General features: G+C 73.2%; 12 protein-coding genes. 9 read left to right on the plus strand and 3 right to left on the minus strand.

What is annotated here, in order from left to right:
- Positions 1 to 2: 2 nt before the first annotated feature.
- Both hemB and AL2_RS03955 read left to right on the plus strand, forming a co-directional pair.
- Positions 3 to 983: a porphobilinogen synthase gene (gene hemB, locus AL2_RS03950; protein WP_067629177.1), complete on the plus strand. Its 981-nt coding sequence runs from the start codon at positions 3 to 5 to the stop codon at positions 981 to 983.
- A gap of 284 nt (positions 984 to 1,267) precedes the next feature.
- Positions 1,268 to 1,858 carry a bifunctional DNA primase/polymerase gene (locus AL2_RS03955; protein ID WP_369688481.1) on the plus strand — a complete coding sequence of 197 codons (591 nt, stop codon included), beginning with the start codon at positions 1,268 to 1,270 and terminating at the stop codon, positions 1,856 to 1,858.
- 1 nt (position 1,859) lies between these two features.
- Here AL2_RS03955 and AL2_RS03960 read toward each other — a convergent pair whose 3' ends face one another.
- A complete protein-coding gene (locus AL2_RS03960) occupies positions 1,860 to 3,542 on the minus strand; it encodes a serine/threonine-protein kinase (RefSeq protein WP_067629181.1) in 1,683 nt (560 codons plus the stop codon).
- Between the two features lie 100 nt (positions 3,543 to 3,642).
- Here AL2_RS03960 and hemL point away from each other — a divergent pair, with 100 nt between their 5' ends.
- Entirely contained in the window at positions 3,643 to 4,938 is a 1,296-nt protein-coding gene (gene hemL / locus AL2_RS03965; protein ID WP_067629183.1) for a glutamate-1-semialdehyde 2,1-aminomutase, read from the plus strand.
- A gap of 10 nt (positions 4,939 to 4,948) precedes the next feature.
- On the opposite strand, the gene AL2_RS03970 is transcribed toward hemL, so the two are convergent.
- Both AL2_RS03970 and AL2_RS03975 read right to left on the minus strand, forming a co-directional pair.
- Positions 4,949 to 5,830, minus strand: a complete 882-nt coding sequence (locus tag AL2_RS03970; protein WP_083945906.1) for a dihydrodipicolinate synthase family protein — start codon at positions 5,828 to 5,830, stop codon at positions 4,949 to 4,951.
- The gene (locus AL2_RS03975; RefSeq protein ID WP_067630288.1) at positions 5,827 to 6,741 is read right to left on the minus strand and encodes an EamA family transporter; all 915 of its coding nucleotides are present in this window, start codon (positions 6,739 to 6,741) and stop codon (positions 5,827 to 5,829) included. The genes AL2_RS03970 and AL2_RS03975 overlap by 4 nt, the downstream gene beginning before the upstream one ends.
- Before the next feature lie 72 nt (positions 6,742 to 6,813).
- Here AL2_RS03975 and AL2_RS03980 point away from each other — a divergent pair, with 72 nt between their 5' ends.
- From AL2_RS03980 to resB, 6 genes are all read left to right on the plus strand, one after another.
- Positions 6,814 to 7,740, plus strand: a complete 927-nt coding sequence (locus AL2_RS03980; RefSeq protein WP_067629187.1) for a LysR family transcriptional regulator — start codon at positions 6,814 to 6,816, stop codon at positions 7,738 to 7,740.
- 56 nt (positions 7,741 to 7,796) lie between these two features.
- The gene (locus AL2_RS37220) at positions 7,797 to 9,584 is read left to right on the plus strand and encodes a serine/threonine-protein kinase (RefSeq protein WP_157437997.1); all 1,788 of its coding nucleotides are present in this window, start codon (positions 7,797 to 7,799) and stop codon (positions 9,582 to 9,584) included.
- 62 nt (positions 9,585 to 9,646) lie between these two features.
- Positions 9,647 to 10,285: a histidine phosphatase family protein gene (locus AL2_RS03990; protein ID WP_083945907.1), complete on the plus strand. Its 639-nt coding sequence runs from the start codon at positions 9,647 to 9,649 to the stop codon at positions 10,283 to 10,285.
- Positions 10,286 to 10,333: 48 nt separating this feature from the next.
- Positions 10,334 to 10,924, plus strand: coding sequence for a TlpA family protein disulfide reductase (locus AL2_RS03995; protein ID WP_067629191.1), 591 nt, complete (start codon positions 10,334 to 10,336; stop codon positions 10,922 to 10,924).
- Positions 10,921 to 11,661 (plus strand): cytochrome c biogenesis CcdA family protein, encoded by a 741-nt coding sequence (locus tag AL2_RS04000; protein WP_067629193.1) that lies wholly within the window; start codon positions 10,921 to 10,923, stop codon positions 11,659 to 11,661. The genes AL2_RS03995 and AL2_RS04000 overlap by 4 nt, the downstream gene beginning before the upstream one ends.
- Position 11,662: 1 nt before the next feature.
- Positions 11,663 to 13,345, plus strand: coding sequence for a cytochrome c biogenesis protein ResB (gene resB, locus AL2_RS04005; protein WP_067629195.1), 1,683 nt, complete (start codon positions 11,663 to 11,665; stop codon positions 13,343 to 13,345).
- The last annotated feature ends 3 nt before the right edge of the window (positions 13,346 to 13,348 follow it).

Consider the following 13,348-nt stretch of genomic DNA (forward strand, 5'->3'; position numbering starts at 1 on the left):
CCATGTCCGCACAGTTCCCCGTCGCGCGCCCGCGGCGGTTGCGCCGTACGCCCGCGCTGCGCCGGATGGTCGCCGAGACGCGGCTCGCGCCGGCCGACCTCGTGCTGCCGATGTTCGTCAAGGAGGGCATCGCCGAGCCGCAGCCCGTCGCGTCCATGCCGGGCGTGTTCCAGCACACCCGCGACAGCCTGCGCAAGGCGGCGCACGAGGCGGCCGAGGCCGGCGTCGGCGGGATCATCCTGTTCGGGATCCCGGCCGAGAAGGACGGCACCGGGTCCGCCGCCGACGACCCGGACGGCATCGTCCAGCTGGCGCTGCGCGACCTGGCGTCCGACCTCGGCGACGCGACCGTGATCATGACGGACCTGTGCCTGGACGAGTACACCGACCACGGCCACTGCGGCATCGTCACCGACTCCGGCGAGATCGACAACGACGCCACCCTGGAGCGCTACGCCTCCATCGCCCTGGCGCAGGCCGAGGCGGGCTCGGCCGTCGTCGGTCCGTCCGGCATGATGGACGGCCAGGTCGGAGCGATCAGGACGGCCCTCGACCAGGCGGGCCACACCGGCACCGCGATCCTCGCGTACTCGGTGAAGTACGCCTCCGCGTACTACGGCCCGTTCCGCGACGCCGCCGAGTGCGCGCCGCGGTTCGGCGACCGCGCGTCCCACCAGCAGGACCCGGCGAACGCCGCCGAGTCGCTCCGCGAGGTCCTCCTCGACGTCGACGAGGGCGCCGACATGGTCATGGTGAAGCCCGCCGGCGCCTACCTCGACATCGTCCGCCGCGTCCGCGACGCCGTGGACGTGCCCGTCGCCGCCTACCAGGTGAGCGGCGAGTACGCGATGATCGAGGCCGCCGCGGAGAAGGGCTGGATCGACCGCGAGCGCACCATCATGGAGTCGCTCGTGTCCATCCGCCGCGCCGGCGCCGACATGCTCCTCACCTACTGGGCCACGGAGGCGGCCCGGCTTTGTTAGCCCGGGGGGGCGACCCCCTGGAACCCTCGTCACGAGCCGGGCGCTGGGCGCGCCCTCCGCGGGCATGCCGTGTTGTGCTGGCAGAGTTCCGTGTTGCCGCTGTCCCGGGGTGGGACGGGACGCCCCTAGTTACTTAGGGTCGTTTTCCAGGGGTCGCCGTGTCTGGGCGTGACCCCGGCGGGCATCATCGGTAACCAGGAACCCAACGCGCGACCTTGGGCTATTTGGGGGGCGACATGCTGGCGGTCACGGGGCACAGGCGGCAGAAGGCGGCACGGAACCGGATGGCCGCGGCGGCGCGGGAGTACGCCGATTTCGGGTGGCCGTGCTTTCCCGGCGCCCATGTCGGCGCTGACAGAGCGTGTTCGTGCGACCGGATCGGGTGTCCCGACCCGGGCGCGCATCCGGTATCGGCGGCCTGGGCGCATCAGGCCGGCGTGGACCCCGAGGTGATCGAACGCTGGTGGGGGAAGCGCCCGGAGGCCAACATCATCCTGCCGACGGGCCGGGTCTTCGACGTGTTCGACGTCCCGGCGGCCGCCGGCGCCATCGCCCTCGACCGGATCGAGCGGGAGGACCTCCCCGTCGGTCCGGTCGCGTCGTTCGGGGGCGAGCGGCACCTGTTCTTCGTCGCGACCCGCGGCGCGCCCGCCGACGAGGACGAGTGGTGGTCGTGCCATCTCGACACCCTGCCGGAGGACGTCGCCGAGACGCCGGGGATGCGGTGGCACTGCCGCGACAGCTACGTCGTCGCGCCGCCGTCCGTCCTGCCGTACGGGCGCGAGGTCGCCTGGCTGCGGCCGCCGGGCCGGGACGCGCTGCCCGACCCGCTGCGCCTCCTGGGCGTCCTCGCGGACGCCTGCGAGGACGCCTGAGCTAGCGGCCCGGCGCCTTCACGGCGGGCTTCGCGCCCCACTTGGAGTAGGAGCCGCGCTGCATCTGGTTGCGGCCCTTCTCGGGCCCGGCGCGGACCCAGAACGCGACGGGCCGGTGGCCCGCGTCGAGCTTGATGGCGAAGGCGATCTCCTGGGCGCCGGTCGCCTGCGCCATCCGCGCGTACATGGGGCCGAGGCCGGGCGCCTGCGCCAGCTGCGCGGCGGGCGCCTCGCCCGTGTAGATCCCGCCCGCCAGCGTCAGCTTCGTCGCCGACCGCAGCAGCGTCGTCAGGTTCGTCACCGAGCTGCCCTGCCGGACCTGGTCGGCCGCCGCCGGGTAGCCGCGGCCGCCGAGCGCGGACGACTTCCACTTCTTGCCCACGCGCACGTACAGCCGGTTCTGGACGACGACGGCGGGCAGCGGCTTGCGGGCCGATCCCGAGCCGGCGAGCGTCATGGAGTAGGAGGCCTGCCCGCCCTGCAGCTCCAGCGTGCCGCGGCTGGTCACGGGGAAGCCGCAGCAGCCCGTCTGCCGGTAGCTGAACGCGGCGCCGGGGGCCTGTGCGACGGCCTGGTCGATCTGGGCGATGAGCGGCGCCGGGTCGACGCCGCCGGCGGGCAGCGTCGGCTGCGGGGTGCTGCTCTGCGCCGGGGTCGGCTCGGGCGGCGGCTTCTTCGCCTCGTCCTTCAGCAGCACCGCCGCGCCCGCGCCGCCGCCGGCGATGACCACGACGGCGGCGGCGATGGCGATCCAGCGCGTCCGGGACCGGCCGCCGGACTGCTTGCCGGCGACGACCGGGTTGCGTCCGCTGCTGCGGGCCGGCTTCGGCTTCGGCGGCTCGGGCTGCAGCGCGGCCTGCGCGGCGAGCTCGGTGAGGCGCCCGCGGCCCTGCGCCTCCCACGACGGCCCGTAGGCGGAGACGGCCGCGTCCTCCAGCGCGCCGAGGAAGTCGGCGGCGGACTTCGGACGCTCTCCCGGCTCCTTCGCGAGCCCCTGAAGGACGAGTTCGCGCAGCGGCCCGGGGACCTCCTCGGCGGGGATCGGCGCCTCGCGGTGCAGCCGCGCCATGTTCCGGCCCGCGTACGGGGGCCGTCCGGTGAGCGACTCGTAGAAGATCGCGGTGGCGGCGTACAGGTCGGTGGCGGCGGTGGCGGGCTCGCCGTCCCACAGCTCCGGCGCCGCGTACTGCGCGCCGAACCGCACCTCGGTGCCGGCGGGCGCGGTGGCGAAGTCGGCGAGCTGCGCGTTGCCGTCGCCGTCCAGCAGGACGTTCGCGGGCCGGAGCGCGCCGTGCACGACGCCGCGGTCGTGCGCGGCGGCGAGGCCGAGCAGGACGCCGCCCAGCACCGACAGCGCCGCGAGCGGGCCGGTGGGGCCCTGCGCGGCGAGCATCCGCCGCAGGCTGACGCCCTCGACCCACTGCATCACGATCGCGGCGCCGTCCGCGGACTCCACGAAGTCGTAGAAGTCGACCACGTTGGGGTCTTCGAGTTGTGACAGCGGGCGCGCCGCGGCGCGGAAGCGCGCGAGGAAAGCCTCGTCGGCCGCGAGCGCGCCGTCGAGGTATTTGATCGCGACCTTCGTGCCGGTCTGGTCGTCGACCGCCAGCATCACCCGGCCCGAGGCTCCGCCGCCCAGCTCCCGCTCATGGGTGAAACCCGGGACCGTCCAGCCGTCAACCACGTTGAAAGCCCATCCCTCCGATGTCGTACTTGGTGGAATATCGGCCCGTACGCCGCGAGGTCAAGGCAAGTTCCCGAACTGCAACTGAGAGACTGAAACCGTGACTGAAATCGACCGCTCCCAGCAGCTGTTCGACCGCGCCTCCGGGGTCGTTCCCGGCGGCGTCAACTCCCCGGTGCGGGCCTTCGGCGCCGTCGGCGGGACGCCCCGCTTCATGGCGTCCGGGCGCGGCCCGTACCTGACGGACGCCGACGGGAACACCTACGTCGACCTGGTGTGCTCGTGGGGCCCGCTGATCCTCGGGCACGCGCACCCGGCCGTGGTCGAGGCGGTGCGGGACGCGGCGGGCCGCGGCACCTCCTACGGCGCGCCGACGCAGGGCGAGGTGGAGCTCGCCGAGGAGATCGTGTCGCGGACGCCGGCGGGCAAGGTCCGGCTCGTCAACTCCGGGACGGAGGCGACGATGTCGGCGATCCGGCTGGCGCGCGGCTTCACCGGGCGCACCAAGATCGTGAAGTTCGCGGGCTGCTACCACGGGCACGTCGACTCGCTGCTCGCCGCGGCCGGGTCGGGCGTCGCGACGTTCGGGCTGCCCGACACGCCCGGCGTCACGGGCGCGACCACGGCCGACACGCTGATCCTCCCGTACAACGACGTCACCGCCGCGGAGACGGCGTTCGACGAGCACGGTACCGACATCGCGTGCGTCATCACCGAGGCCGTCCCGTGCAACATGGGCGTGGTGCCGCCGCTGACCGGGTTCAACGCGCTGCTGAAGCGGCTGTGCGAGCGGTACGGGGCGCTGCTCGTCGTCGACGAGGTCCTCACCGGGTTCCGTGCCTCCCGGTCCGGCTGGTTCGGGATCGAGGGCGTGGCGGGCGACCTGATGACGTTCGGGAAGGTGATGGGCGGCGGGCTGCCCGCCGCCGCGTTCGGCGGGCGCGCCGACGTCATGGACCACCTCGCCCCGGCCGGGCCCGTCTACCAGGCGGGCACCCTGTCCGGAAATCCGCTCGCCACGGCCGCCGGGCTCGCCACGCTGCGCAACGCGACCGCCGAGGTGTACGCGGCGATCGACCGGTCCGCGGAGACCGTGTCGAAGGCCGCGTCGGAGGCGCTGGAGCGGGAGGGCGTCCCGCACTCGCTGCAGCACGCCGGGAACCTGTTCTCGATCTTCTTCAGCGAGACGCCGGTGGGCGACTTCGCCGCCGCGCAGCGCCAGGACTCCAAGGCGTACGCCGCGTTCTTCCACGCCGCGCTGGAGCACGGCGTGTACCTGCCGCCGTCCGCGTACGAGGTGTGGTTCCTGTCGGCCGCGCACGACGAGGAGGCGCTGGGACGCGTCCTGGAGGCCCTCCCGCACGCCGCCCGCGCCGCGGCCCGGGCTTCCTCCTAGCCAGGCTTTCCTAGAGGGACTGGAACGCCTTCATGGCGGCGGCGACCGACTCGGGACGCGGTGCGCGCAGGGGAGCGCGCACCGCCGGGTCGTCGATCAGGCCGACCTCGGCGAGGCACGCCTTGAGGACGGCCGGGGCGGGTTCGCCGAACAGCGCCTCCACCATCGGCAGCAACGTGTTGTGCGTGGCCAGCGCGTCGTCTCGGCGCGTGGCGGCGAACATCGCCGCGTAGGCGGACGGCGCGAGGCACGCGCACGCGGCGATGCCCCCGGCCGCGCCGAGCCGCAGCATCGGGTAGATGTACGCGTCGTCCCCGCACAGCACCGCCTTGCCGGGGTTCGACGCCAGCATGGTGAGGGTGTCGGCGTCGATGCCGCCCGCGCAGTGCTTCATGCCGGCGACGCAGTCGAGCGCCAGGATCTTGAGGAGCGTGCCGGCGGACAGGTGCTTCCCCGTCCGGTACGGGATGTTGTACGGGAGGAGCGGGACGTCCACGGCCGCGCCGATGGCGGCGAAGTGGTCGACGACGGCCTCGTCCGACGGGCGCAGGTAGTACGGGACGACGACGAGCAGCGCGTCGGCGAACGCGGCCCTCTCGCGCGTCTGCCGGATCGAGTCGGCGGTGCCCATCGTCCCGGCGCCGACGATCAGCGGCGTCCCGTGCTCGTCGCAGACGGCGCGGCACACCTCCAGCGCCGCCCGCTGCTCCTCCGGGGTCAGCAGCGCGGCCTCGCCGGTCGTGCCGAGCGCGACCAGGCCGTCCACGCCGTTCTCCAGGCAGTGGGCGGCGAGCCGTCCGAGCGACTCCGCGTCCACCTCCCCGGAGCGGGTGAACGGCGTGACGAGCGAAGCGTGGATTCCGTGCAGGGTCATGTCACCTCGCTTGTTCATGTCATCTCGTTGGTCGGAGCCGGCGCGATGCGCATGCGGGACGGCAGCCGGATGCTCCCGGCGGCGACGCCCGCGATGATCAGAGCGGCGCCGGCGAGCCGTGTCGCGGTCACGTGCTCGCCGAGCAGGACGGCCGCCGACAGCAGCCCGAACGGCGGAACGAGCAGCGAGTACATGGCGACCGTGCCCGCCTCGTACCGGCGTATCAGCCACCCCCACGCGCCGAAGCCGAACAGCGTGGCGACGTAGGCGATGAACGCGAGCGACGCGATCCCGGCGACCGACAGGTGCCGCGCGGAGTCCGGCAGCGCCCCCGGCCCCTCGAAGATCAGCGACAGGACGAACAGCGGGACGGGCGGCACCAGCGACATCCAGACCATGAACCCGAACGCGTCGACCGGCTGCTCGGTGACCTGGTTCATCCGCCGCATCCCGACGTTCGCCAGGCCCCAGCCGGCCGCGCCGCCGAGGCAGATCAGGAACGCCGCCACCGGGGAGCCGCCCTCGGCCTGCGCCACGCCGAGCAGCGAGACGCCGCCGAACGCGACGACCATCCCGGCGACCTGCCGGGCGCTGAGCCGCTCGCCGAGCAGCAGGCCCGCGAACAGCGCCGTGAAGACGGCCTGCACCTGCAGCACCACGGACGCGAGACCCGCCGGCATGCCCATGCTCATTCCGATGAACAGCAGGCCGAACTGCCCGACGCCGAGCGGGACGCCGATCAGCACGAACCAGCGCGCGGCGACGGGCGGCCGGCGGACGAGGAACACCGCGGGCACCGCCGCGGCGGTGAACCGCAGCGCGGCCATCAGCAGCGGCGGGAAGTCGTCCAGGGCCACCTTGATGGGGACGAAGTTGAACCCCCACAGCGCCGCGATCACGGTGGCCAGCAGGACGTGGCGCGATCTCATGCCCCGATCGTCGCCGCGCATTTTATTTAGGACAAGCGAGTAATGCTTGACACCTCGTTTTAGTATTGCTTCATGCTTGATCTCGAACGGCTGCGCGCCCTCCACTCGGTCGCGACCTACGGCTCGGTCAGCGCCGCCGCCGACGTCCTGCACGTCACCACCTCGGCCGTCTCCCAGCAGCTCGCGAAGCTGGAGCGGGAGACGGGGCAGAAGCTCCTCGAACGCAACGGCCGCGGCGTGCGGCTGACCGACGCCGCCGAGCTCCTCGTCGCGCACGCCGAGCGGATCCTGTCCCTCGTCGAGCAGGCGCAGGCCGACCTGGAGGCGCACCGCGGCTCCGTCGTCGGGCAGCTCACCGTCGCCGCGTTCCCCACCGCCGTCCGCGGGCTGATGCCCACGGCGCTGCGGGATCTCCGCGCCGACCACCCCGACCTGCGCGTCCAGCTCCGCGAGGAGGACCCGATGCGCAGCATGCCGCTCGTCTCGCGCGGCGACATCGACATGGCCGTAGTCCAGGACTGGAACAACGAGCCGCTGCCCTTCCACGAGGGCCTCCACAAGGGCGTCATCTGCGACGACGTCGCGGACGTGGCGCTGCCCGCCGACCACCCGCTCGCGGGGCGCGACACGATCGACCTCGAGGAACTGGCCGGCGACCCCTGGATCAGCTCCTCGCCGGACAGCATCTGCTGCGACTGGCTGCTGCGCACGCTCCGCGCCGTCGACAGCGAGCCCCATATCGACCACATGGCCTACGAGTTCGCCACGCAGCTGTCCCTGGTCGCCGCCGGGCTCGGCAACGTGATCCTGCCGCGCCTCGGCCGCTGCGACGTCCCGCCCGGCGTGGCGGTCGTGCCGCTGTCCGCGCCGCTTTCGCGCCGGGTGTACGCGGTGTGGCGGGAGGAGGCGGCGCGGCGCCCGGCGATCCGCGCGGCCGTCACCGCGCTGCGCGCCGCCGTCCCGGCCGGCGTCCCGGAGGTCGTGCCCGTCCTTAACTAATGCATTTCCGGACGGCTCGCCGCAAATAACCCCAGTTCGGTAAGTTCATCGCGATCATGGACTTTGCGGAGGGGCACGTGGACGGGGAGTGGCGGGTCGACGGGTACACCGAGGTGCGCGAGCTCGGTGCCGGCGCCCAGGGGCGGGTCGTGCTGGCCCGGCACGACGCGTCCGGCACGCCGGTGGCGATCAAGTACCTGGCCACCCGGGCGGACGAGGCCGACCGGGAGCGGCTCCGCCACGAGGCCCTGATGCTCGGCCGGGCCGGCAGCCCGCACGTGGCGCGCCTGTTCCGGCTCGTCGAAGGCCCGGAGACGACCGCCATCGTCATGGAGGCCGTCGACGGCGTCTCCCTCAAGGAACTGCTGGAACGGCACGGCGCGCTCGGCCCGGAGGCGTCGCTGGCCGTCCTCAAGGGCTCGCTGCTGGGGCTCGCCGCCGCCCACGCGGTCGGCGTCGTCCACCGCGACTACAAGCCCGCGAACGTCGTCGTCCCGGCGGACGGGCGCAGCCGCCTCGTCGACTTCGGCATCGCCGCACCGGCCGGGCAGGAGGCGGGCGGCGCCGGAACCCCGTACTACATGGCGCCCGAGCAGTGGAGCCGGCACGTGGCCACGCCCGCGTCCGACGTGTACGCGGCGACCTGCGTGTTCGTGGAGTGCGTGACCGGGCAGCGGCCCTACGCCGGCGACCGCGCCGGCCTGATGCGGGCCCACCTCACCGGCGAGATCCCCGTCGAGGCCGTGCCGGAGGCGCTGCGACCGCTCGTCCTGCGCGGCATGGCCAAGGCGCCGGAGGACCGTCCGGGCGGCGCCTCCCTCTTCGTGGACGAGCTGGAACGCACCGCCCGGGAGAGCTACGGCGGGGACTGGGAGTCGCGCGGCGTCCACGCCCTGTCCGCCGGCGCCGTCGCGCTCGCCGCGCTGTTCCCGCTCGCCGCCTGGCTGGTGCCGGGGGCGGCGGGCGCGGCGGGCGCGGCCTCCGCCGCCGGAGCGGGGGGCTCCGCGGCCGGTGCGGCGGCCACCACCGCGAAGATCGCCGGTGGCTCGGCCGTCAAGGCGTTCCTCGGCAGCGGCGCCGGGCTCACCGCCGTCTCCGTCGGGACGGTCGCGGTCGTCGGGGCCGGCGCCATCGCGGTCCAGCAGCTCACCGAGCAGGATCCGGCGCCCAGGCCGACCGCGACCGCGAAGGCCGCGGCCACCGTCGCGGACGTGCGGCCCTGCGTCGTCCAGGCGCTGGGCGGGGTCACCACACCGTCCGGGGGCCCCGCGAAGGTGACGCTCCCCGCCCAGGTCAAGCTCCCGAAGAACGCCGCCGTGTACCGGTCCGGCCAAGGGTTGCTGATCGGTCCCGCAGGGGCTCAGTGCGAGGGGTCGATGGGTGCGAACGCGGGCTCCAGCACGGTCGGCGACTTCGGGACGGCGCAGGTCGGCCAGAACTGGCAGGGGTCGATCGGCGGCATCCGGAGCCAGCTCTGCGAGTACTTCCCGGACTCCCCCCAGGCGCGGAAGGAGCGGGCGCAGGGCAACGACTGCACGTCGATCCTGTCCACCCGGCAGCCCCTGGAGACGGGCGTCCCCGGCGTCCAGGCGGTGCTCACCCGCGGGCCGGGCACCGACGATCTCCCGCCGTCGCCCGCCGTGAAGGCGGAGCTGTCCGTCCTGACGACGAACGGCGTGGCCTGGCCGATCACCTGCGTCGCGCCGGCGGCGCACGCGGGCATCTGCAAGGCGGCGCTGACCTACTGGTTCATCCAGCGCCTGGGGGACGTCCAGCCCGCCAAGGCCGACCTCGACCGCGCCGCCGCGAGCATCGCCGAGTTCGTCGACTCCACCCGCATCTGAGCGGCGCCCTTGCCAGCAGGGCGAGGAAGGGACGGGCGTGCGGCGCGGGTACCCTGACCGCGATGACTGACACGACGATCGTTCACATGCTGCGGCACGGTGAGGTGCACAACCCCGAGGGCATTCTCTACGGGCGGCTGCCCGGCTACCGCCTCAGCGAGGACGGCGTCCTCATGGCGAAGGCCGCCGCCAAGTGGTGCGCCGACCGGGACGTCACCGCGCTGTTCTCCTCGCCGATGCAGCGGGCGCTGGAGACGGCCGCGCCGCTCGCGGACGCGCTGGACCTGCCGGTGACCGTGGACGACCGTCTGATCGAGGCCGACAACCACTTCGAGGGGCTGACGTTCGGGGCCGGAGCGGGCTCGCTGCGCCGCCCCGAGCACTGGCGCCATCTGGTCAACCCGTTCACGCCGTCGTGGGGCGAGCCGTACCGGGAACTCGCCGCGCGGATGCGGGCCGCCGTGATCCGGGCGCGGGCGGCGGCGCGCGGCCATGAGGCCGTGTGCGTCAGCCACCAGCTGCCGATCTGGATCCTGCGGCTGCACGCCGAGCGCCGCCGGCTGTGGCACCACCCGAGCCGGCGCGAGTGCGGCCTGGCCAGCCTGACGAGCCTGACGTTCGAGGGCAGCAGGCTCGTCGAGGTCGCCTACTGCGAGCCGGCCGCCGGGATCGCGAAGGGACCCAGTGTCGCCGGAGCCTGACCGCACCGCTAAGTTGTGTACTACGTCCTGTAGTAGTAGGAGGGTCCGTTGAGCCCCCGAATCTCCCCGCTGCGCGCCGCCGCGGCCGCCGTCGCGCTGTGCGGGCTGCTCGCCGGCTGCGCCGGCACCAACGCCGCCGGGAGCGGGCCGGACGGCGGCGACAACCGCTTCATATCCGGGGACGGGAACGTGACGCACTACGCGCCCGCCAAGCGGAAGAGCGTGCAGAACGTCACCGGGGAGCGCCTCGACGGCAAGGCGTTCGCACTGTCGGAGCTCAAGGGCAAGGTCGCCGTCGTCAACTTCTGGGCGTCGTGGTGCGCGCCGTGCCGCGGCGAAGCGCCCTCGCTGGAGCAGGTCTACACGGAGAACAAGGCCAAGGGCGTCGAGTTCGTCGGCGTCAACTTCAAGGACTCCAAGGCCAACGCGCAGGCGTTCGAGCGCAAGTTCAAGGTCACCTACCCGAGCCTGTTCGACGCGGACGGGCAGGTCACGCTGGCGTTCCGGGAGGTCCCGCCGAGTGCGATCCCGAGCACGCTCGTCCTCGACCGGCAGGGCCGGGTCGCGGCCCGCATCATCGGCGCGACGACGTACTCGAAGCTGAATCCCCTGGTCGCCGAGATCGTCCAAGAGAAGTGAGCGTCAACGAGACGGTGGTCAACGGGTCACTGGTGGCCGCGGCGCCGCTGGCGGCCCTCGCCGGGCTCGTCTCGTTCGCCTCGCCGTGCGTCCTGCCGCTGGTCCCCGGCTACCTGTCGTACGTGACCGGGATGTCCGGCGCCGACCTCGCCGAGCAGCGGCGCGGGCGGCTCCTCGCCGGCGCGCTGCTGTTCATCGCGGGCTTCAGCGTCGTGTTCGTCAGCTACGGCCTCGTCTTCGGCGGCCTCGGGCGGTGGCTGCTGGAGTACCAGGACACGATCACCCGCGTCCTCGGCGTCGTCACCATCGTGTTCGGCCTCGCGTTCATGGGGTTCATCCCCGGCCTGCAGCGGACGGTGAAGTCGGGGCGCCTGCCGGCGGCGGGACTCGCCGGCGCGCCGCTCCTCGGCGTCCTGTTCGGGCTCGGCTGGACGCCCTGCATCGGGCCGACGCTCGGCGCCGTGCAGAGCCTCGCGATCACCGAGGCCAGCGCCGGGCGGGGCGCGCTGCTGTCGCTGGCGTACTGCCTCGGCCTCGGCCTGCCGTTCGTGGCGACCGCGATCGCCTACCGCCGGGCGCTCGGTGCGTTCGGCGCCGTGAAGCGCCACTACCCCCTGGTCATGCGGATCGGCGGGGGGATGCTCGTCCTCATCGGGGTGCTGCTGGTGAGCGGCCTGTGGGGGAACCTGACCATCGAGCTGAAGTCGTGGATCAGCGGCTTCGAACCGGTGATTTGAGATGACTGAGACAACGGAGACCGGTACCGAGGCGCCCGCCGCGCGGCAGGCCCCCGAGGAGGTGCCGCGCCCCAGGGGGATCGGGCCGCTCGGCTGGCTGCGCTGGGCGTGGCGGCAGCTCACCACGATGCGCACGGCGCTGATCCTGCTGTTCCTGGTCGCGCTGGGCGCGGTGCCCGGGTCGGTCCTGCCGCAGCGGGGCCAGGCGCCCGAGAAGGTCGTCGCCTACCTGGACGAGCACCAGACGCTCGGCCCGTGGCTCGACCGGTTCTCGATGTTCGACGTGTTCGCCGCGCCCTGGTTCGCGGCGATCTACATCCTGCTCTTCGTGTCGCTGGCCGGCTGCGTGCTGCCGCGCGCGGTCAAGCACTACAAGTCGATGCGGGCCCGCCCGCCGGCGGCGCCCCGCAACCTGGGCCGGCTGCCGCAGTCGGCGGCGTACGAGACGGACGCGTCCCCCGAGGACGTCCTCGCCGAAGCGCGCACGGTGCTGCGCGGGCGCCGGTTCCGGGTGGACGTCTCCGGCGGCGCCGCGTCCGCCGAGAAGGGCTACCTGGGCGAGTCCGGCAACCTGCTGTTCCACCTCGCGCTGCTGGGGCTGCTGTTCGCGCTCGGCTTCGGCAACCTGTTCGGCTACCGGGGGAACGTCCTGCTGATGGAGGGCAAGACGTTCGCCAACTCGCTGGGCCTGTACGACCAGTTCCAGCCGGGACGGGCGTTCGAGGGAGGCGACCTGGCCCCCTTCACGATCACGCTGGACGACTTCAAGGCGAAGTACGAGACCGAGGGCGACAAGCGCGGCATGGGCACCGATTTCAACGCCCACATCCGCTACCGCTCCACCCCGGACGCCAAGGAGAAGCCCTACGACCTCCAGATCAACCATCCGCTGAAGGTCGACGGCACGAAGGTGTACCTGCTCGGCCACGGGTACGCGCCGGTGTTCACCGTCCGCGACGCCAAGGGCAACGTCGCCTTCCAGGACTCGGTGCCGTTCCTGGGGATGGAGCCGCGCAACCTGACGTCCGAGGGCGTCATCAAGGCCCCCGACGCGCAGCCCGACCAGCTCGCCTTCTACGCGATCCTGTGGCCGACCGCGACCGCCAGCGAGGACGGGAAGCAGATCATCTCGGCGTTCCCCGCGCCGCTGCGCCCGGTCGTCACCGTCACGGCGTTCAAGGGCGACATCGGGCTGGACTCCGGTACCCCGCAGTCGGTCTACAAGCTGGAGGGCATCGGCAAGACGCTCCAGCCGGTCAAGGGCGGCCAGAAGCTGCTGGAGCCGGGGGAGACGTTCGAGCTGCCCGGCGGCGCGGGCTCCATCACGTTCGACGGGCTCAAGGAGTGGACGAGCCTGTCGGTCAACCACGACCCCGGACGCATCCCCGCGCTGATCGCGGCCATCCTCGCCGTGCTCGGCGTGGCGACCTCGTTCACGGTGCGGCGGCGCAGGGTGTGGGTCCGTGCGAGCGCCGGAAGGGACGGGCGTACGGTTGTGGAGGTCGGCGGCCTCACGCTGGGGAACCCGACCTCGGAGTTCGACGAAGTCGTGGCCGCGCTGCGCGGCCCGGAGGACGAGCCCGGCCCGGAGGACGGGCCCGGCACCGAGCCCGGCACCGAGCCCGGTGAGAGCGATCCCGACGCCGATCAGGAACCCGGGTCGGCCCCCGAAACGAAGGAGTGACGA

It is taken from the genome of Actinomadura latina NBRC 106108 (assembly GCF_001552195.1).
Classification (GTDB): Bacteria; Actinomycetota; Actinomycetes; order Streptosporangiales; family Streptosporangiaceae; genus Spirillospora; species Spirillospora latina.

Excerpts from the sequence above, each read along its gene's own strand:
- AL2_RS03970 (WP_083945906.1), bottom strand. The coding sequence starts at position 5,830 with ATGAACAAGCGAGGTGACATGACCCTGCACGGAATCCACGCTTCGCTC.
- AL2_RS37220 (WP_157437997.1), top strand. The coding sequence starts at position 7,797 with ATGGACTTTGCGGAGGGGCACGTGGACGGGGAGTGGCGGGTCGACGGG.
- hemB (WP_067629177.1), top strand. The coding sequence starts at position 3 with ATGTCCGCACAGTTCCCCGTCGCGCGCCCGCGGCGGTTGCGCCGTACG.
- AL2_RS03990 (WP_083945907.1), top strand. The coding sequence starts at position 9,647 with ATGACTGACACGACGATCGTTCACATGCTGCGGCACGGTGAGGTGCAC.
- AL2_RS03975 (WP_067630288.1), bottom strand. The coding sequence starts at position 6,741 with ATGAGATCGCGCCACGTCCTGCTGGCCACCGTGATCGCGGCGCTGTGG.
- AL2_RS03955 (WP_369688481.1), top strand. The coding sequence starts at position 1,268 with ATGGCCGCGGCGGCGCGGGAGTACGCCGATTTCGGGTGGCCGTGCTTT.
- AL2_RS03980 (WP_067629187.1), top strand. The coding sequence starts at position 6,814 with ATGCTTGATCTCGAACGGCTGCGCGCCCTCCACTCGGTCGCGACCTAC.
- resB (WP_067629195.1), top strand. The coding sequence starts at position 11,663 with ATGACTGAGACAACGGAGACCGGTACCGAGGCGCCCGCCGCGCGGCAG.